Source organism: Bacillus sp. FSL K6-6038 (genome assembly GCF_038050455.1).
In the GTDB taxonomy this organism is placed as follows: Bacteria; Bacillota; Bacilli; order Bacillales; family Bacillaceae_G; genus Bacillus_A; species Bacillus_A pseudomycoides.
The window spans coordinates 4,322,952-4,344,263 of the sequence record NZ_JBBOUH010000001.1; the positions used below are offsets into that span (position 1 = coordinate 4,322,952).

At 36.2% G+C, this 21,312-nt stretch carries 19 protein-coding genes; 4 read left to right on the plus strand and 15 right to left on the minus strand.

Going from position 1 to position 21,312, the window contains the following annotated elements:
• Positions 1–86: 86 nt before the first annotated feature.
• From NSQ40_RS22760 to gerE, 6 genes are all read right to left on the minus strand, one after another.
• Positions 87–593 carry a metallophosphoesterase gene (locus NSQ40_RS22760; RefSeq protein WP_003200763.1) on the minus strand — a complete coding sequence of 169 codons (507 nt, stop codon included), beginning with the start codon at positions 591–593 and terminating at the stop codon, positions 87–89.
• 13 nt (positions 594–606) lie between these two features.
• Complete coding sequence (locus tag NSQ40_RS22765) at positions 607–1,218, minus strand: XTP/dITP diphosphatase (protein WP_018764401.1); 612 nt, start codon at positions 1,216–1,218, stop codon at positions 607–609.
• A gap of 11 nt (positions 1,219–1,229) precedes the next feature.
• On the minus strand, positions 1,230–1,967 hold the full coding sequence (rph, locus tag NSQ40_RS22770) for a ribonuclease PH (RefSeq protein ID WP_003200759.1): 738 nt from the start codon (positions 1,965–1,967) through the stop codon (positions 1,230–1,232).
• Positions 1,968–2,103: 136 nt separating this feature from the next.
• On the minus strand, positions 2,104–3,150 hold the full coding sequence (locus tag NSQ40_RS22775; protein ID WP_003200757.1) for a GerMN domain-containing protein: 1,047 nt from the start codon (positions 3,148–3,150) through the stop codon (positions 2,104–2,106).
• Positions 3,151–3,301: 151 nt separating this feature from the next.
• A complete protein-coding gene (gene racE, locus NSQ40_RS22780) occupies positions 3,302–4,117 on the minus strand; it encodes a glutamate racemase (RefSeq protein ID WP_003208646.1) in 816 nt (271 codons plus the stop codon).
• 190 nt (positions 4,118–4,307) lie between these two features.
• Positions 4,308–4,532 (minus strand): spore germination transcription factor GerE, encoded by a 225-nt coding sequence (gerE, locus tag NSQ40_RS22785; RefSeq protein ID WP_000659494.1) that lies wholly within the window; start codon positions 4,530–4,532, stop codon positions 4,308–4,310.
• 354 nt (positions 4,533–4,886) lie between these two features.
• Between gerE and NSQ40_RS22790 the strand changes: the two genes are divergently transcribed.
• Positions 4,887–6,710, plus strand: a complete 1,824-nt coding sequence (locus NSQ40_RS22790) for an APC family permease (protein ID WP_018764402.1) — start codon at positions 4,887–4,889, stop codon at positions 6,708–6,710.
• Between the two features lie 203 nt (positions 6,711–6,913).
• Positions 6,914–7,099: a PspC domain-containing protein gene (locus NSQ40_RS22795; protein ID WP_003200751.1), complete on the plus strand. Its 186-nt coding sequence runs from the start codon at positions 6,914–6,916 to the stop codon at positions 7,097–7,099.
• A gap of 32 nt (positions 7,100–7,131) precedes the next feature.
• Here NSQ40_RS22795 and NSQ40_RS22800 read toward each other — a convergent pair whose 3' ends face one another.
• From NSQ40_RS22800 to NSQ40_RS22835, 8 genes are all read right to left on the minus strand, one after another.
• Positions 7,132–8,853 (minus strand): amylo-alpha-1,6-glucosidase, encoded by a 1,722-nt coding sequence (locus NSQ40_RS22800; RefSeq protein ID WP_098715951.1) that lies wholly within the window; start codon positions 8,851–8,853, stop codon positions 7,132–7,134.
• 50 nt (positions 8,854–8,903) lie between these two features.
• The gene (locus NSQ40_RS22805; RefSeq protein ID WP_097786641.1) at positions 8,904–11,990 is read right to left on the minus strand and encodes a glycoside hydrolase family 2 TIM barrel-domain containing protein; all 3,087 of its coding nucleotides are present in this window, start codon (positions 11,988–11,990) and stop codon (positions 8,904–8,906) included.
• A 49-nt stretch (positions 11,991–12,039) separates the two neighbouring features.
• A complete protein-coding gene (locus tag NSQ40_RS22810; RefSeq protein ID WP_018764405.1) occupies positions 12,040–12,867 on the minus strand; it encodes a carbohydrate ABC transporter permease in 828 nt (275 codons plus the stop codon).
• A 23-nt stretch (positions 12,868–12,890) separates the two neighbouring features.
• Complete coding sequence (locus tag NSQ40_RS22815) at positions 12,891–13,775, minus strand: carbohydrate ABC transporter permease (protein ID WP_417893594.1); 885 nt, start codon at positions 13,773–13,775, stop codon at positions 12,891–12,893.
• 82 nt (positions 13,776–13,857) lie between these two features.
• Positions 13,858–15,108 (minus strand): ABC transporter substrate-binding protein, encoded by a 1,251-nt coding sequence (locus tag NSQ40_RS22820; RefSeq protein ID WP_003200743.1) that lies wholly within the window; start codon positions 15,106–15,108, stop codon positions 13,858–13,860.
• A gap of 187 nt (positions 15,109–15,295) precedes the next feature.
• Entirely contained in the window at positions 15,296–16,462 is a 1,167-nt protein-coding gene (locus NSQ40_RS22825; protein ID WP_018764408.1) for a response regulator transcription factor, read from the minus strand.
• The gene (locus NSQ40_RS22830) at positions 16,459–18,168 is read right to left on the minus strand and encodes a sensor histidine kinase (protein ID WP_050780586.1); all 1,710 of its coding nucleotides are present in this window, start codon (positions 18,166–18,168) and stop codon (positions 16,459–16,461) included. The genes NSQ40_RS22825 and NSQ40_RS22830 overlap by 4 nt, the downstream gene beginning before the upstream one ends.
• A gap of 116 nt (positions 18,169–18,284) precedes the next feature.
• Positions 18,285–18,857 (minus strand): helix-turn-helix domain-containing protein, encoded by a 573-nt coding sequence (locus NSQ40_RS22835; RefSeq protein ID WP_003200737.1) that lies wholly within the window; start codon positions 18,855–18,857, stop codon positions 18,285–18,287.
• A gap of 105 nt (positions 18,858–18,962) precedes the next feature.
• On the opposite strand from NSQ40_RS22835, the gene NSQ40_RS22840 reads away from it, so the two are divergent.
• Together NSQ40_RS22840 and NSQ40_RS22845 are read left to right on the plus strand one after the other, a co-directional pair.
• Positions 18,963–19,928: a DMT family transporter gene (locus NSQ40_RS22840; RefSeq protein WP_003200735.1), complete on the plus strand. Its 966-nt coding sequence runs from the start codon at positions 18,963–18,965 to the stop codon at positions 19,926–19,928.
• A gap of 184 nt (positions 19,929–20,112) precedes the next feature.
• Positions 20,113–20,778, plus strand: a complete 666-nt coding sequence (locus NSQ40_RS22845; protein ID WP_003200733.1) for an aquaporin — start codon at positions 20,113–20,115, stop codon at positions 20,776–20,778.
• 59 nt (positions 20,779–20,837) lie between these two features.
• On the opposite strand, the gene NSQ40_RS22850 is transcribed toward NSQ40_RS22845, so the two are convergent.
• Positions 20,838–21,269 carry an Rrf2 family transcriptional regulator gene (locus tag NSQ40_RS22850; protein ID WP_016116523.1) on the minus strand — a complete coding sequence of 144 codons (432 nt, stop codon included), beginning with the start codon at positions 21,267–21,269 and terminating at the stop codon, positions 20,838–20,840.
• Positions 21,270–21,312: the final 43 nt, after the last annotated feature.

A 21,312-nucleotide genomic window follows, 5' to 3' on the forward strand; every position in this document is an offset into this window, starting at 1 on the left:
TTCCATCTGATATCTTATCGACAAGGTTTATTATATTTGCACACGCAGATAAAGTCAACACCTTTTTTCAAAGAGGATAATTTTTCTTATCCTCTTTGAAAAGTTTTATGTGCGACAACTTTTCCAGCTAATGTTTCAAATCGAATTTCAATGTCCTTTTCATTTACTTCTAACAAAGTAAATGTTTTTTCTTTACGGGAACGTGGCAGTAAAATGCTTCCTGGATTGATGAATAAAATACCATCAATAAATTCCGCTCCCAACATATGAGAATGTCCAAAACATACAATATTCGCTCCCACTTCTTTTGCACGATATAAAAGTGTTTGCAAAGTCATTTTAATATTGTATCGATGACCGTGTGTAGCAAAAAAGCGCATTTCATCTACATCAGTAATGATTTCTTCTTCAAAACCATTATAAAGATCGCAATTCCCTTTTACTACTTGGAACCCTCGTAAATCTGGATGATCTGGCGTTAGTTCTGAATCACCGCAATGAATCATAACATCTACATTTCCCTCATATGTATCTTTTAATTGCTGTAATTCTTTCGTAGAACCGTGACTATCGCTTACAATTAAAGCTCTCATCGGTCTCTCTCCCTTATTCTTCTTCTAAAAACCACGCTGAAATCTTTTCTTCCAACTTACGAAGAGCACGCCCGCGGTGACTGATTTCATTTTTCTCATCTGAAGTTAACTCTGCCATCGCTCGTTTGTATTCTTCTACATAAAAGATTGGATCATATCCGAAGCCATTTTCACCACGACGTTGCTCTAGAATTTTCCCTTCGCACGTTCCATTTACAATAACCGCCTCTTTATTTTCTTCTGGAAAAGCAACCGCTAACGCACAATAAAAACGCGCTGTACGCTTTTCCATCGAAACGCCATCTAATCCTGTTAAAACTTTATCGATATTTGCCTGATCATCTTTTTGCTCACCAGCATAGCGAGCAGAGCGCACACCAGGATTTCCATTCAACGCATCAACAATTAGCCCTGAATCATCCGCAATAACAATTGAATTTAACTGTTTACATAAACTGTCCGCTTTCAAAAGTGCATTTTCTTCAAATGTTTCACCAGTTTCCTCGACTTCTTCAATATTAGGGAAGTCATGAAGAGATTTTACTTCTAAGTCAAATCTCTCAAATAGCTCGGCAAATTCACGTACTTTCCCCATATTTTTCGTTGCTACAACAACATGTTTCATATTTCCCACCTCTACTCTATATGAGATACGATGTCACCTAATGCTTCTTTTTGTTTTTCAATGAGTTGTAAAATCCCATTTTCAGCTGCATCAAGTAATTCATTTAACTCCGCACGGCTAAATGTTGCTTCTTCTCCAGTTCCTTGCACTTCAACAAAATGGCCTTTCCCCGTCATAATAACGTTCATATCAACATCAGCTTGAGAATCTTCTGCATAGTTTAGATCTAAAACTACACCTTGGTCTTCAACAATTCCAACGGATGTTGCAGCTAAATAATCTTTTACTGGAATTTTAGATACTTTTTCTGCTTGTAATAACTTTTCAAATGCTAACACCATCGCGACATAAGCACCCGTAATAGACGCTGTTCGTGTTCCTCCATCTGCCTGGATTACATCACAATCAATCCAAACCGTTCTTTCCCCAAGTGCTTCCAAATCAACAACCGCACGTAATGCTCGTCCAATTAAACGTTGAATTTCCATTGTACGACCAGTTACTTTCCCTTTACTGGACTCACGAATTGTACGTTGTTCTGTTGCGCGTGGAATCATGGCGTATTCAGCTGTTACCCACCCTTTTCCTTCGCCTCTCATAAATGGTGGCACACGTTCTTCAATCGTTGCCGAACAAATAACCTTTGTATCTCCAACTTCAATTAGTACAGACCCTTCTGGATGTTTTAAATAATTTGTATGAAGATGTATATTGCGCAGTTCTGCCGCTTGTCTACCATCTACTCGCATAAAATAACCCCCTACCTAGTAACTGCTACTTGTTAGTATAGCCCGTTTTAAATTTATGATTATGTATATCAACAGAAGAAGGGGAACTCAAAAAGAAATTCCCCTTTCCTACATAAGTATATCAAATTATTTACGATTAAAAACTACCTGTATTCACGTTTTGCGGACGATCAACAGGTTTTGTTAATTTCTCACCCTTCTCGTTAACAAGATTTGCTTTTCCATTTACTTCAACAGAAACATTTTTCACACCTTGTTTTTCCGTTAAAGATAGAACGAGTGATTGCAGTACATAATTTGAAATCATACTTTTTCCTTTGTTCACATATATATTTTCATTGAAATTCAATGTAACCTTTCCATCTTGCACTTTCGGTTCACTAACGAGCTTTACATCTGGATTAAAATCATTAAGTAAAGCTGAACCCGACGGTCCTTTAACAAGCTCATTCACAACCGTTGCTACTTCATGTTCCTTTCCTTCTGCCACGCGGCGTGTTACTGGCACATAGTACTGTTTTTTATTATTTCGCGCTAGGAAATAAAGTGTAACCGGCTTCGTATTCGTTACATCCGCCACTTGCTCATCATCAAAGTTAATTCCATCCGCACGGCTAACCCCTTCACCAATCGGTGTACCAGCAACCGGCATCGTTTCTAAATTTTTACCGTTCATCTGAAATTTGACTTGCTTAATTTCTTTAAATTGCGTCAATGTCCATGCTACAGATTCCACGATTTGACGCTCTTCTTCTTTTTTATAATTTTTTATTTCCTTTGAGAAATCAACAACTGCTGTCCCATCTTTTTTCACATCAACTGACAGCGTTGTATTCGCTGGAAGAACCGCTTGAAATCCATTTGGCAACATATTTGTTACAGGACCATCCTTCACAAGATATTCCAATGTTTGCTTCACAACTGCATTCCCTTTGGGCGCAGGTAAATCAAATGTTTGCGGTACAACATAACCATTTTTATCAACGAGGTATAAATCATATTTCTTCGTTTGCCCTTGTTTTTCTTTTGTAGCAGTCTCTTTCTTCTCACCATCTGTATACGTAACTTTTTTCGGTGGATCAATTTGTTCCGTTTCTTTCTCCTGATTTAACAAACCGCATCCTGATAATAAAACTGCGCTTACTGTAACACAAACAAGCCATTTAAAAGTGGATTTAGGCATACCATTTCCCCCTAAAATCTAAGTTTGTACTATATGTATACGAGCTCTTTATCATTTTAGAACAAGCAATAACAACTTATCTTACAATTTACTAAACAAAAAAACTCCTGATTTCTCAGAAGTTTTTTATACAAATCTATTATTAACTTGTTTACAAATTAATATGTTTTACATTTTCAATCGGCTGTCCAAACCATTTAGAAGCAATTTCTTTGAATAAATCTATTTTTCCTGTGGTTAAGAAAAGATGGTCGCTTTGTTCTTCCCCTTCATTTAACATTTTACTATGATATAGTATCGTACTTACTTCACGAGCTGTTTCATCTCCAGAACTAATTAACTGCACCTTATCTCCCATTACCCGCTTAATAACTGGGCCTAGAATCGGATAATGTGTACATCCTAAAATCAGCGTATCAATTTCAGTATTTTTCAGTGGTTGCAACGTTTCTCTAACAACCTCATACGCCATCTCACTCTCAAAGTTTCCACTTTCAACAAGTTCAACAAATGGCGGACACGCTAAGCTTTCTACCATAACGCGGTTATTAATGGACTTTAACGCATCTTCATACGCACCACTTTTCACCGTTCCAATTGTTCCAATAATACCAACATGGTACGTATTCGTCACTTTTAAAGCTGTACGCGAACCAGGATGAATCACACCCACTACTGGAATTTTCAATTGTTTTTGCATCTCTTCAAGTACGACCGCAGTTGCAGTATTACAAGCAATAACTAGCATTTTAATATCAAGTGCTAATAAATACTCTGTCATTTCCCATGTGAATTGACGCACTTCCTCGCGAGAACGCGGGCCATAAGGACAACGTGCTGTATCTCCTAAATATATAATACGCTCTTTTGGCAGCTGACGAATTAACTCTTTCGCTACCGTTAATCCCCCTACTCCCGAATCAATGACACCAATTGCTCTATTCAACATAATCACCCGTTTTCTCATTCATCATCTTATTTTTTTGCATATCATTATATCTTACATACTTTAGATCTTTACAGATCCAAAATATACCTGTTAATAGATTTCCAAATATGTACCTGTATAGACCAGGACTTTTTTATTTTGCTCCTTTTCTTCGCAATTTGCAAGACAGAAAAATAGCCGACCTTTTATAAAAAGTCGGCTTCACCTATTATAATTCGAGTTCCCCCATACGAAGAAGCTCAACAACCGCTTGCGAACGTCCTTTAACCCCTAGCTTTTGCATTGCATTTGATATGTGGTTGCGTACAGTTTTTTCACTAATAAATAGTTCACTTGCAATTTCTTTCGTCGTTTTATCTTGAACCAATAATTCAAAGACTTCTCTCTCTCTCTTTGTGAGTAACGGTTTAGATTGATATGCTTTTTCCTTCAACTGGTATAACCCTCCTTGCTTAAGCCAGAGCTGTATATGTGTAAGTTGGGTGTTTATTTAGTCAAGATATTGTATGAACAAAATGTGCAGGTGGTGAATGAAAATGGGCTAATTTCGGCACGTTATTTATGATTTATATATATGTAAGAACTTCCAAAAAATCTTTTTCAAACAATAATCGCTATTCATCAAAAAAATTATTAAATACTAAGCGCGAAAATCCCCAAACTCCATTTATTACCTCTTTCTTTTCAGAAAGATTCGTCAATAAACAGCCAATACTACCAAACAGGGATGTATGTGTTCATACCAATCCGCTTTGCACGCAAAATTTTATGTATTGGTGGTGTCATTATGTTTTCGGCCTTCAAACGATTTTTAATCGGTAGACCACTTAAGTCAACAGCACTCGGGGAACAAAAATTAAATAAACTAAAGGCACTCGCGATCCTTTCTTCTGACGCCCTTTCTTCTGTCGCTTACGGAACAGAACAAATTTTAATTGTATTAGCTGCATTTGGAGCGATTGCTTTTTGGTATTCCATCCCGATTGCAATTGGCGTTTTAATCTTATTGACAGCGCTCATTTTATCATACCGACAAATTATTTTTTCTTATCCGCATGGCGGAGGTGCTTATGTTGTTTCCAAAACAAACTTAGGCACAAATGCTGGGCTTATTGCAGGAGGATCATTACTTGTTGATTATATCCTTACTGTAGCTGTAAGTGTTTCAGCTGGAACCGATGCTATTACATCTGCTTTTCCGGCTTTGCACACATACACCGTTCCAATCGCGGTCATACTTGTTTTATTTATTACAATTTTGAATCTAAGAGGCGTAACGGAGTCAGCATCGATTCTAGCTTATCCTGTCTATCTCTTTGCCTTTGCACTTGTTATTTTAATTATTGCTGGTGTTTTTAAAATTTTTTCTGGGCAAGCTCCCGCTCATTTACATACACCGATTGGAACAGTCGTGCCTGGCATTACACTCTTCTTCTTGTTGAAGGCTTTTTCATCTGGTTGTTCCGCTTTAACAGGGGTAGAGGCAATTTCCAATGCAATTCCAAATTTTAAAGAACCGGCTGCAAAAAATGCTGCAAAAACATTAGTTATCATGGGAACGATTCTTGCTATTTTATTTACGGGTATTACATTTTTAGCCTATTGGTATGGAATTGCTCCGAAACATAATGACACTGTCGTGTCCCAAATTGCTTCAAATATATTTGGAAGGAATTTTGTATACTACTTTATTCAAGGAACAACTGCGCTTATTTTAGTACTAGCTGCAAACACAGGTTTTTCAGCATTTCCACTTTTAGCATTTAATTTAGCATCAGATAAATATATGCCGCGTATGTATTTAATGCGTGGAGATCGCTTAGGGTATTCAAATGGAATCATTACGTTAGGTATTAGTTCTATGCTTTTAATCGTTGCATTCCAAGGTAAAACCGAGCAATTAATCCCGTTGTATGCTGTCGGGGTATTCATTCCTTTTACATTGTCACAAACAGGTATGATTATAAAATGGTTACGAGAAAAGCCAAAAGGATGGATGCCTAAGTTACTAACAAACTTATTAGGCGCTCTTATTTCATTAACTGTGCTTCTCATTTTTTTTATTACAAAATTTGCGCAAGTATGGTCCATTCTTATCTTTTTACCTATCATTGTTTTCATCTTTCATCGCATCCACAATCACTATGTTGCAGTAGGAGAACAGTTGCGCATCAATTTTAATGAAATTCCTGAAAAAGTAACTGGTAACGTCGTAATTGTTCCCGTCGCTGGTATTACAAAAGTAGTCGAACAATCCATCAATTACGCAGAAACAATTAGCGATCAAGTTATCGCTGTGTATGTAGCTTTTGATAAAGAAAGCGAACTACGTATGCAGGAAAAATGGAAAGAATGGCAACCGAATATTCGTCTCGTTACCTTTATCTCATCTTACCGAAGCTTAATGCGTCCTATCGCAAAATTAATTACAATTATTCAGCATAAGGCGCAAGAAAAGAATCGTTTCGTTACCGTTTTAATTCCGCAATTTATTACAAAAAAGAACTGGCATAACTTTTTACACAACCAATCGAGTGTATTACTACGTGTCTATCTTCTATATAAGAAAAATGTTATAGTCACAACAGTTCCTTACCGTTTCCGAAAATAAAAGCAATATATACGTAAAAGAAAGGAGGCTATCCTCTCCTTTCTTTTATGTGTACAACTGCCTTACAAAACTGTAATCTTCTTTCAGAAAAATGTAATATAATTCGATAGTTTACATATTCTTTTCCATGTAAGATAAAAGTATAAAGAATCACCAATACATAAAAGAAACAAAATGGTGATTAAAAAGGAGAGGGGTTTATAATGGAAAAAAAGTTACGTAGATCTGAAACTGATAAAGTTTTATTTGGTGTATGCGGTGGTTTAGGAGAATATTTTGATATAAGCGTTAGTATGATTCGCATACTTTGGGTTATTGCGATTCTATGCTTCGGAACAGGTTTTTTAGTCTATCTTGTTTGTTTGTTGCTTATGCCACGTTCTTACTAAAAAGGCACCGGTGCCCAATCGGTGCCTTTCTTTCATCTTGTCACTTTTTGATAGAGCATACTTTCTTTTTGTGTTAACAAATACTTATTTGCTAAAATAAGAAACACACTAGAAGTCCATGTAAACGCTAAATCACGCAATCCTTGCCCGGTTTGTGCATGAAAATTTTCAGCCATCCCACTTTTATTTGCCATCCTACAAAAACGAACAGCAATATCCTTTGCAAATTCATTTTTGCCAACTGCTTGTAAAGCCTCAGTCATAATAAATGTTGTCGGTGCCCAAATTGGCCCGCGCCAATATCCATCATCACGATAATATGGACTCCTTATACTCTCTGTTGCAAAACCATACTTTGTCAAAAAGTGATTTTCTTTTTTCAATTCTACAAGTAAGCTTTCAATGATTTCTTCAGGTAACCTTTTTCCTAAAATGAGAGGAATATATAACACAAGACTATCTGATACTTCATATGAATGATTCCCAGATTGCGGGGCAATAAAACGCTTTTCTCTCCAACAATGTTGAATCATACGATTGAGCGTTGTATTTGCTCGCGATTCCCATCGCTTTGCTTCTTCTTCAAATCCAAGCTTCTCTGCGACCTCCGATAATACCTCCATTTGTAAAATAAGAAATGAGCTTAAGTCCGGACTCTCAATAGGGGCACCACGGTGAAAAATCGTACTATTATCCCAACCGCTATCATTCCCATGATTATATTGAGGAACCCCATCCCCATCATCATCTCGATATGTAAACCACCAATCCGTCCATTTGCATAACGGTTCATACACTTCTTGTAAATGCTCTTCTGTTATAAAATCTGTATGTTCCATCATCCATTTCAGCGTCCACCCATGAATAGGTGGTTTACAGCAATTCCATAGCCCACTTTTATCGTTAATATAATCCGGTAATACACCGCACTCATCTTGCTTATCAAAGAAAATCATAAATTGATCCCACGCCACTGTCGGCTGATGCATCGCTAATGCCATCGCATTAAAACAATGATCCCAACTCCATATATTTGTCATCCAGTTTTTTGACATATACATCGCTTTTCTCGGTAAATACCCTTCCGCTTCTACCATACAAGACCATGTAATATAAGCCGCTAACTCTCTTCCTTTCAATAAGTCTTTCGGGACAGCCAATGTATGACGTAACCAATTTACAAAATCCACTTCAGCAGCATCCACCGCCTCCGCGAATGTCTTCGTCTCCTTCGGCTTCTGCAATACTGTTTTGTATTCCGTTAGTTCCACATCAATCCCTGATTCTTCATCTTGCGCATAAATATCAACAATAATATGTTTACAACGAAGTTCTTCAAACGGGGCATCCATATGCATAACCCCTTCTATAGCAGATAAATGAAATCTCATTTCTTTTGAAAAGCTATTAATTTCCCACCCACCTTGTGCACTTGGAATACAGTAATCATACGAACTTGTAATCCCAATAAAACGTAGCTGCAATCGATCCGAATAAAAACGAATTGTATCAGAATGGGAGAAACAAATCTTCACATCACCTTCTACAGTTTGGAGCGTTAGTAAAGATGGCGACATCTTTGTTTCACATGGTAAAACCTCTCCTTTCCGATTTAATACCTCTATTTTAAACACTTCACCAAAATCGTCGTCACCACCGCGAATGTTTCGAATCAATAATCCGTTATCATAGTTTAAAGAAATAACTAAAAAAGAACCGTACCGACTAAATGGAACTTGTTGTAAATCAAACATTTATATCCCCCTAGGAAAGAGCCCTAGCAATAGAAGGGCTCTCTTGTAATTTAAGATTCTTTTACGATCTCAAAAGCTCGTTTATGATCCCCATTAAAAGGAACAATGTACACTTCAAACTGGCACGGCTCCGGCTTCAAGTGATACTCCTGAAGCTGAGCCGGCCCACAACTCGCGCTTCCTAAACCATTTTGCTTATAATCTAGATGGAACGTAACAAACTCCCTTTCTTGTAATTCATATAAATGCTCTGCTTTCTCTAAATCTTCTGTCGTGTAAGGCAAGGCGCTAAAATTAAAATCTTGCGTACTATGCGCAACAAATCCAACATGATATTGATCATATAACGAAACCCACTTTACATCTGTTCGATTTCCCGTCTCTTGCGGAAAAACATACGGGAAAAATAAATCCTTTACAGTCATTTCATACAAATCTATTTTGTTCGCTTCTTTACTATCCACATATGATTCTCCTGGTCCACGTCCAAACCAACTTACATTTTGATATTGTTTTGGCAGACGCATTTCGAGCCCAATTCGCGGAAGCATCTCTGGTAAAGTACCGCTTGGATTCAACTTTGTCTCTATTTTCATAGCTCCGCTTCTTTCAATTTCATACGTATAAGTAAAAGCAATTTTCCAATTCACGACAAGCGGGGAAATAAATCCTTTCACAACAACTTCAACATTTCCATTTTCAAGTTGTACAGCTTCTATACTCGCTACGTCATGTTTCACAAGGTGTACATATTGTTCTTTCCATTTTTCAACTACATACATATCATTATCAATTGTTGCCCGCCAAATATTTAATTCAGGCCCTTCTTCCATAAGTGATTGCCCTTTAAAGGTCCAGTCTTTTATACGCCCTGTTACAGGGTGAAAAGAAATAGCAAAACTTTCACCAGCAACACGAATTTCCTCCTTTGTTTCATGTAAAGTTACTGGCTCATATAACTTCGAATCTCTTTTTCTTCTTATCTTTTTCAGAGCTGGAATACAAAATTGTTCCCAAGCTATTTCATGTCCTGCTACTCCCCAATTTGTATCTGCTCCTAATACAATCGATACTGTTACATAGCAATCCTCCTCTGTATGAAGGGCTATTTCATCTTTAAAGAGCAACTGAATCTCACAACTCTCTTTCGGTAACAAAGGCGGGGCATCTATAGAATCACTCGCAATTACTTTTCCTTCTTTTTTGACAGTCCACTGCACACGATAGCCTTTCAATGAGCGAAAATCATATATATTTTGTATCGAAATCCTACCACTTCGTATGTCTATCTCTCCTACTTTAATAGGTTCAATTATTTTCTTATATTGCAACAAAGCTGGCGATGGCGTTCGATCTGGCAAGAGTAGTCCATCAATGCAGAAATTACTATTATGCGGAGTATCTCCAAAGTTACCTCCATATGCAAAGTACTCTTCTCCATTTTCATTCACTTGACGTAATCCGTGATCAATCCATTCCCAAACAAAGCCACCTTGTAATCTTTTATGACTATAAATCGCTTCCCAATATTCTTTTAATCCGCCTGGTCCATTTCCCATCGCATGAGCATACTCACATAAAATATGAGGTTTTTCCCACTTTTCTTCTTCTGCATAACCAATAATCTTTTCGACTGAAGAATACATTGTACTAAAAATATCAGCGACTTTCGTTTCTCGATCCCCTTCGTAATGAATGATTCTTGATTGGTCCAATTCCCTACACTTATTCGCCATTGCAATAAAATTACAACCGAACCCAGATTCATTTCCGAGTGACCACATAATAATTGAAGAATGATTGCGATCTCGACGCACCATACGTTCCACACGATCTACATAAGCATTTTCCCATTCAGAATCATCACTTAATACGTTTGCATTACCAATTAACTCAAATCCATGACATTCCAAATCAGCCTCATCAATTACATATAGACCATATTCATCGCATAGATCATAAAAACGTGGATCATTCGGATAATGTGCTGTTCGCACCGCATTAATATTATGCTGTTTCATAAGCATTACATCTTGTTTCATTGTTTCATATGTGACATATCTTCCTGTATCCGGGTCGTGATCGTGACGATTCACCCCTTTAAATATAATGGGAATACCATTGACAAGAAGATTTCTATCCTTCATCTCAATCATCCGGAAACCGATCTTCTGTGAAATCACTTCTACAACTTCACTATTTTCGTTTCGAATCGTGAACAATACAATATACAAATACGGGTCTTCTGCGGACCATTTCTGCGGCTTTTTGACAGAAAACGAATGTGTATCATCTATAACCCTTTTCCCCTGTAAGTCCAAATACGATGTATGTTGATCTAATACTTCCCCATTCTTATTACAAAACTTATACTCTAGTACATAATTTTTATTCAGTAATTGTTCGTTGCAAATCTTTGTACTTAGTTGTAATACACCATTTTCATAATTTTCATCAAGCGTTGTACATAACGTCATATCATAAATATGTACAGCAGGTTCATGCACAATGTACACATCACGAAAAATACCACTTAACCACCACATATCTTGATCTTCTATATAAGATCCATCACACCATCTATACACACATACTGTCATCGTATTCTTTCCGGCATGAACAAACGATGTAATATCAAACTCTGCCGTCAAACGACTTCCTTGGCTATATCCCACTTCTTCTCCATTTATCCATAAATGAAAGGCACTATCCACACCTTCAAATCGAATACGAATACATCCTCCGTTCCAACTTTCTGGTATATAAAATTCATTTTTATAACAACCCACTTGATTTTCAAATGGAACATGGGGTGGCTGAACCGGAAACGGATAATATAAATCGGTATAATGCGGCTTTCCGTATCCTTGCAATTGCCAATGCCCAGGTACATGAATCGTATCCCATTCACTACAATCAAATTCACTTATGAAAAAATTCTCTGGAAGTTGCTTTGGGGATTCTAAGTACAAAAACTTCCACATTCCATTCAGCAATTTGTAATAAGAAGAGCTTTCACGCGTAAAAGATAGAGCCGCTTGTTCAGTTTGAAATGGAATAAAATGTGCTCTTCCCTCCATGCGATTCCGCCCTGTTACTTGAACATTTTCTAAGTCCTCTAACATGTTATGTCCCATATCGATCCTCCTTTTTGCATTCACTTTGTCACATCATTTCTATGCTCCATTATTTAAGGCCCGTATGCCCCGACTCTTCCACAATATAGCGTTGTGCGAAAAAGAAGAGTGCAAGAGGTACAATACTAATTAACAATGTCACCGCCATAATCCCTTCCATATCAACGCCAAACATACCTTTAAACTGTGCTAAGCCTAGCGTTAATGTATATTTGCTTTGGTCATTTAAGAAAATAAGCGGTCCTAGATAATCGTTCCAACATCCTAAAATATTAAAAACAGCAACAAGAATTAAAATCGGTTTCATAATCGGTAAATAAATACGGTAGTAAACTTGAAAAGCGTTCGCACCATCCATCCTTGCAGCCTCATCTAGCTCCTTTGGAACAGACATAATAAATTGTCTCATTAAAAAGATAAAAAACGCACCGCCAAACCAAGATGGAATAATTAAAGATTTTAACGTATTAATCCAGCCGAGAGCATTAAATTCCATATAAAGCGGAATCATCGTTACTTCCCACGGAATCATCATCGTCGCTAGCACAATCATGAACAAAATATCCCGTCCTTTAAATTTAAAACGTGCAAAACCGTATGCTACTAAAGAAGATGATATTAACTGTCCGATTGTTGAAAATACTGTTACAACAATTGAATTCCATAAAAAAGTATTAAATGGTTGACTCGTCCACGCCTTTGCAAAATTACTAAATTTAAACTCAGATGGAATCCACTTTGGCGGATATAAATATAATTCTTCTGGTGATTTCACAGATGTTGTAATCATCCAAAAGAAGGGCAATAAAAATAAAATGGAAAAACCTATTAATAGTGCGTACACTACAATTCGATGTATGCGCTTCTTCGTTCTCACACTGCATCCTCCTTATTCATCTTCTACTTTGACTTCATCTCATTTTCATAATAAACCCAAGCTGCTGATGATTTAAAAACAAGTAGTGTTAACCCTAAAATGATTAAAAACATAAACCAAGCATTCGCTGATGAATAGCCCATTTTAAAATACTTAAATGCATTTTCATATACATACATCGCGTAAAAATAGGTGGACTTTAATGGACCTCCGCCGGTTAATACAAGCGCTAATGTTAATTGTTGAAACGCACCGATAATTGTTGTAATTAAATTAAATAAAATCGTCGGCGTTAACATCGGCAATGTAATTTTGAAAAATTGTTGCACTTTTCCAGCTCCATCAATGGAAGCAGCCTCATACAAGTTTTGCGGGATATTTTTTAATCCTGCTAAAAAAATGAGCATAAGCGTACCTTGTCCCCATAAACTAGCAATTACCATCGCAATTAGCGACCAGTTCGGATCACTTAACCAATTTGGTCCTTTTATACCAACAAGCGATAGAAAATAATTCAAAATACCATACTCTCCGTTATACACCCATGCCCAAATCATCGCTAAAGCCACACCAGAAATAACGCTTGGCAAATAGAAAAATGTTCGAAAAAACGCATATCCTTTTACCTTTTGATTTAGCAAAATCGCTAAAAATAGGGCAATAATTAAATTAAATGGAACAAATAATGCTGCAAATTTCACAGTAACCCATAACGAGTCCCAAAACATCGAGTCATTTAGAAACATATCTTGATAGTTTTTTAGTCCAACAAATTGAACTTCTCCAATAAGCGGCCAGTCAAAAAAACTAATAAATAATGAAAATAAAAGAGGACCAAGGGTAAAGGCTACAAAGCCAAATACCCATGGAAATATAAATGCATAAGGAACGAGTTTCTCCCATTTCATTTTCTTTTTCCTAATGGCTATATTCGTTTCACTTTCTATAGATACTCCATATTTCAACATCCACACCTCTTTGCTTTTACAATTATTTATCCATATATTTCTCTGAATCTTGAACAGCTTTATTTAATAATTGCTCTGGATCTTGTCCAAGCATAATTGCATTTATTGCCGCTGATAAATTCCGGTTTACTTCATCCCATTTTGGGTTAAGTAAAAATGCTGGTGTATTTGTTGAACGTTCTAGCATTGTGTAGAACGGTTTAACATTCGCATCTTCCTCTTTCTTCAATTCTTTTACAACACTAATTCGAACTGGCAAATCAGAAGTTCGCATTTTAATCGCTTCTGGTGAAGAATAAAACTTAACAAACTCCCAAGCTAACTCTTTATGCTTTGCATCTTTTGCAATTGAAACAGCTGATGTACCAACAAGTCCCTTCACTGGTTTCCCTTTAAATGCAGGAGGTTCTACTGTACCAAAATCAATTTTTGCATCTTTAAATCCTTCTAATGGCCAAATTCCACTCTCCCACATCGCTAACTTCCCAGCTTTAAAAATATCATCACCGCTCTGTTGATTTTTTCCACCTACTAATACAGCCGTTTTATCCTTTAGCATACTTTGGAAAGATTTCATAACTTCAATTGTTTCTGGACTGTTCATATGTCCTTTTATTTGTTTTCCATCTTCACTTACAAAACTACTACCGTTACTCCAAATAAACCCCTGTAAATCATACGTATCTGGCTCAGGTCGTAAAGCAAAGCCATATTGTTTATTGCTTGCATCTGTTAACTTTTTCGCAGTGTCTACAAACTCATCCCAAGTCCATCCATCTTTCGGGTATGGAATATTCGCTTTATCAAATAACTTTTTATTGTAATATATAACCCGCGTTGTAAACCCTGCTGGCATACCATATAATTTCCCGTCAATACTAGAGTAGTTAAATAGCCCTTGATAAAAGTCATCTAATTTCATATCTGGATCTTTCTTTGCCAGTTCATCTAAAGGCTCAAGAGATTTATAGTAAGCTGGGAAATTCCACATATACATAACATCCGGTGGGTTTTTCGCCCCGAAAGATGCTGCGAGCTTTTGATCAAAACCATCACCATAAGCCTCCACCTGTACTTTTACTCCTGGATTCTTCTCTTCAAATTTCTTTGCAATTTGCTGCTGAATCTTTAAATTCTTTCCAGAATCCCAAGTTGCAAATCGCAAAACTGTTCCATCATTTGATGTTTGTTTCTTTTCATCATCCTTTGATGATTTTTTGCTTGTAGTCTCATTTGAGCTACAACCAGCTAAAAAAACAATAAGTACGAGCATAAAACTAAGACATACATGTACCATTTTTCTCACTGCACACACTCCCCTTCTCCAAAAATCTTTTTTATTTCTGATTTTTCAGAATAAATAATTTAACCGCTTTCATTTTACCTTTTATGAAAGCGGTTAAAAACATCGATTTGTTCGATTTTTGTTATCAAATTGTTCGTTCGACGAAATCAGGGTGTCAATTTGTTTTATATAAAGTTCCACATTGTTTTTCTCGATATTCTGATGGCGTTGTTCCTGTACACTTTTTAAACCATTTACTAAAATATTTACTATTTGAAATACCAATATGTTCCGCTACCTCTTGAATCGTAAGTGAGGTTGTTTGAAGCATTTGCATGGCAAGTTCAAGTTTTCTTCGTTCTGTAAAAGAATGAAAACTTTCACCTATTATCTTTTTAAAAAGCATACTAAAATGGCTCCTGCTTAGTCCCACCATCTCTGCCACTTCTGAAACAACAATTGGCTCTGATAAATGATTCATTGTATACAAAATAGCCTCTTTAATTGTTTTTGGCCAATTGTTAATCGTTACTTTATACTTAATCTCAAGTTCTGCAAATTGCTTCATCGATTTAACCGAATCGATCCATTGCTCTATACTGAACAGCTCCCCTGATGTAATCCAATATAGCTCTTCGTATGTACTCTTTACATCCATAAACATTTGCTCCATCATTTCCTTATAGTTTTCATTAAGAAATAAGAAACATTGCTCCTTTCCACATAAGATCTTCACATGTGGATTTGGTATCTTTTGATCAATATCTTGTAATATGAGATGTAATCTCGATTCCGATCTTATAAAACAAGCATAATACCCATCGTTCATCCATTTCCATTCATTACGAAATAAATCCACAAGTACTTCTTGAAACTGATTTTGAAAACCACATAACCATTGAAAAAAATCTTCGTAAAAGAGGAATTTTTGCTGTTCAATCCCTTCCGCTTCCCTATGAATCATTAACTCTTTTTGAAATGCTCGTAAATATTGATCCAGCTCCTCATCATGAAACGATGTTTTCAATAAATAACCTGAAACCCCCAGTTTAATTCCTTCTTGCGCATATTCAAAATCACGATGACAACTTAATAATAATACCTTTGTTTTCGGCGCATGTTGTTTAATCTTTTTCACAAACTCAATTCCATTTACAACAGGCATAACAATATCTGTAATAACCACTTCTGGCTCATGCTGTACAAACTCCTCCCATCCTCTCTCACCATTTGGCACATCCGCTACTACTTCCATATTATACGCCGACCAATCTACCGCCATCTTCAATCCCCTTCGAACAATCGTCTCGTCATCCGCAATGAGCACTTTAATACGTTTCACTTCTGTATCCCTCCCTTTGGCCAAAGAATCTGAACTATAGTTCCTTTCTTTTCTTCTGATTGAATCGTTAATCCGTACTCTAGCCCAAAATGTAATTTGAATTTTTGATCGATATTATATAATCCAAGCCCACCTCTTTGTTCTGCAGACGGCTCTTGTAATAAATCCCGTTTCCGCCTATCAGAAATACCACGACCATCATCGGTAATATGTATACATAAGTCACCATTATCCTTTTCAAATGCCGATAATGTAATAGCTCCATGTCCATCGTCGAAAGCATGAAAAAATATGTTTTCAAATATAGGCTGAAGCGACATTCTTGGAATATGTTCCCCTTTCATAGAAGACGAGACATTTTGCGTATAAGAAAAATGATTTCCAAATCGAATCTCCTGTACCTTTAAATAGTGCTCAATAATGGTTAGTTCACTTTGGAGTGTGACAAGATCATTCGCAAAATTTAAATTCCCTTCTAACACAGCAACAAGATGATAAATCATTTCACTTACATCACTTGCCCCCTGAAGCTTTGCTTTCCATTGAATAGAATTTAATGTATTAAATAGCAAGTGCGGATTAATTTGATAATGAATTGCCTTGAGCTCAGCTTCTTTTTTCAACTTTTCTTTCTGATATATTTCTTCTACTAATGATTTAATTTTAACAACCATTTTATTAAAATTCACAGTTAAACTCCCTACTTCATCTTGTGAATTTACTGGTATATTTGTATAAAAATCTCCTTTACTTACTTGAGATATTGCATGATCCAAATTCGTGATATTTTCCGTTAACTTAGCCGAGATTAAAAATGCCAGCATAAAAGCTAAGCACAGTGATACAACAATTCCAATTAATGTAACAAACAAAATAATTGTAGAAGATTGATAAAATTCTTTTTCTGGAATAATAATTTCTAGACTCCATTTATTTGATGGAATTGGCTTTTCCCAAATGATATCATCCTTGTTTTTTTTATAATTTTCATCCGTCGTATAAATCACCTGTTTTTTTTCATCACGAATGGTAATCAATGCATGCAAATCTGTTTCTAATGAATCAATAAACTTAAATAAATCCGTCGCATCTGTTTCCACTAATATTCGGCTATCTTTCAAGCTACCGAATGATGTTTTAACTGGAACAAGTAATCCAATTACTTTGCTTTTATCAAGTGCAGAGTAATGATTCGGAACATAGATCCCATTCCAATACCCTTGTGATAAATTCCCTTGTTCTTCCCAAAATTTTTCTTGTTTTAGTTTCTGCACATCTAAATACCGATCTCCATAATAATAACCGCTAGGTGTAATTAAAAAGATCCCCTTCGTTTGTGCTGTTTTATGCGCTTCTAAAAACCTTTCAAAATTTTTCTCAATAATAAATTCCGAATACGATTTCGGTGCTTCTTTTTTTAAAACAATTAATGTCGGGTCTGATAAATATTCTTGAATATCACTAGCAATTAAATGCATATGGCTTAATGTTAATTCAATTTGAGTTTGAAGCTGCGATATAGCAAACTTTCCATAATCCCCAAACTGTTCATTTACAAGATTGGATGACTTTTCATATGACATCCAACTAAACAACATGAGCGGAATAAGTGCGACCACTAAAAAACATGTTAATAACTTTAAACGAAGGCTTGTTCGAATTTGTTGCACCAATCTCCATAATCTAAATTTCGTCATTCGCCTCATCCCTTATCCTACTCAACTTATTTTTTCAGAATATTTCAACTTAACTGTATTTTATCAAAAATATAGTTAAAATCTATAAAAAAAGAGCGCTTTATTGCAAGCGCTCTTTTTTATAGCTAAGAAGAATACTTCATCGTTAAATGCAAAACAGCTATTTCATCTCCAGCATTTTTATAACTATGCTTCTTATTCGCTTCAAACTGAATCGAATCAAATTCATTTAATTCATACACATCATTTTCAACTTGAATAGCAACTTGTCCTTTCATAACTGTAACAAGTTCAATCGCCCCTTCATGGTGAGACTCTGGCTCATACATACTTTGCGGTCTTAAACAAGCACGATGCATCTCCATGCCCGTTTCTTTCGTATACCGGAACATTGTCTCTAACCGCCATGCCTGTCCTACGTCTACCGCAAATCCTTCTCCACAGCGAGCAATCGCTACTGGTTCTCCAACTACCATTAACCTCGACAATGGAATTGACAGCCCCTTCGTAATTTTCCAAATGACGGCTAATGTTGGATTCGTTTCACCTCTTTCGATTTTTCCTAATGTTAATTTACTAACCCCTGTTTTTTGCGCCAATTCTTCTAAACTCAGTTTTTGTTCATTACGAATTTGTCTTAATAACTGACCAACTTGCTGAATGACTTCTTTTGTTTGCATATCCTCTTTTTCTTTCATAATAACAAAATCACCTCTAAGTATAAAATAGTTTACTTTAATTAACTTTAAGTATATTATACTATACATAAATGTTTCGAATCTCGAAAGGAGTGCTTACGTATCATGCGCGCAATATTATTAGGTATTTTATCATCCGCCTTTTTCTCTGCAACATTCATTATTAACAGAGCAATGAATGTATCTGGAACAAGCTGGGCTTGGACTGCTTCTTTTCGCTTTTTATTCGCTCTCCCTATTTTATTCCTTATCGTTTTATTTCGCAAAAACCTTTGGCCCTTATGGTCAGAAATGCGAAAACATCCCTTTGCATGGCTAGGGTGGGGATCTTTAGCAGGGATCGGCTTTTATTCTTTATTAAGCTTTGCTGCTGTCTTTTCTCCAGCTTGGCTTGTTGCAGGAACTTGGCAAGTTACAATACTCGCTGGCTTGCTACTATCGCCATTATTTTTTATTACGATTGAAACAAAAACAGGTACAAAACGCGTACGCGGAAAAATCCCACTTCGCAGTTTATACGTATCACTTTTCATTTTAATTGGTGTAATTTGTATGCAAGCAACAGAAGCTGGGCATATTACAGCCACTCAATTTATATCTGGTTTTCTTCCTGTTGTTCTTGCAGCTTTCTTATATCCATTCGGCAATCGAAAAATGATGGAAGTTGTAGGAGGACGCCTTGATACTTTCCAGCGTGTATTAGGAATGGCAATCGGCAGCCTGCCTATAGCAATTATTCTTGCAATATATGGTTTTGGGGCAACAGGCATTCCAACATCCGGTCAAATGCTTCAAGGATTTTTATTAGCATTATGTTCTGGTGTTATCGCCACAATGACATTTTTCTTTGCAACAGATTTAGCGAAAGATAACCTTTCCTTATTAGGTGCTGTAGAAGCAACGCAAGCCGGAACTATGGTATTTACTGTTCTTGGTGAAATGCTTTTCTTAAATGGTTCATTCCCTATCGGACTCTCACTTATTGGGATGATTATCATTATAGCTGGAATGATCACAAATAGCATTTTGAATCGATCTATTCCAGTTACTAAACGAAAGAAAACAGCATAACAAATGAAAACACTGCATAAATAAAAAACATGATTATTCTTTGAGAATCATGTTTTTTATTTGATCAAAATTGTATAATCCTTCCCTATTTTTTTATCAGAATAATATTTCATTTTCCATTTATACTTAAAAGCACCTAATTTTATGCTATACTACGATTCATGTGTACATGAGGAGGAAAATTATGTTAAAAAAAGGAATCGCTGAATTTATTGGTACTTTTGTACTTGTATTATTTGGAACTGGAACAGCTGTTTTAGGCGGCGGAATTGAAGGAATTGGAACTTTAGGAATTGCAATGGCTTTCGGATTATCAATTGTTGCTATGGCATATAGCATTGGAACAATTTCTGGATGTCATGTAAACCCGGCAGTATCAATTGCCCTGTTTGTAAACAAACGAATGAATGCTATGGAACTTAGCTACTATTTATTAGCTCAAGTTTTAGGTGGTTTATTAGGAACTGCAACATTAGTGACAATTTTAAAATCTTCTAATATGTCTTTAGATAACTTAGGACAAAATGCTTTTGGAAATCTTGGTTTGTCAGGATCTTTCTTAGTTGAATTTGTTTTAACATTCGTCTTTATTTTAGTAATTATTGCAGTAACAGGTAAAAAGGGAAACGCACAATTAGCTGGATTAGTAATTGGCTTTACACTGGTATTAGTTCACTTATTAGGTATTCCATTAACAGGCACTTCTGTTAACCCTGCACGTAGCCTAGCACCAGCTTTATTTGCTGGCGGAGAAGCTGTATCTCAATTGTGGGTATTTATTGTTGCACCAATTCTTGGTGGTATCGTTGCTGCCATTGTAGGGAAATTTGTATTAAATACTGAAAAATAGAATCTTCGATCTTTCTGAAAGTAAAAGAAGCGAGCCCACTTATACGAGGCTCGCTTTTTTTACTTTTTAATTTTTGATTGTAAATTTGTAACAAGTTGCTGAACTGTTACATTCGCAAGTACGCTTTCCATCGCTTCTTGCGCTTGCATTAATATAATTTCTAATACCGATTGAATATTCGCACCTACTGGACATTCAATATTTGGATTCTCATGGAAAGAAAATAGATGTCCTTCTTCTACTACTTCCACTGCTTTATATACATCAAGTAATGTAATCTCATCTAAATCACGAGCAAGTGATGTACCACCTTTCCCTGCTTGTACATCCACTAGACCTGCTCTTTTTAACATTCCTGTAATGCGGCGAATCACAACTGGGTTTGTATTCACACTGCCAGCAATCCATTCAGAGGTACAGCGAGAGTTTCGATCTATCGCAAGTAACGTTAACATATGAACACCTACTGTAAAACGGCTACTAATTCCCATCTGCACACCCTCCTTTTTATTCATTCTATTAAAAGACAACTCT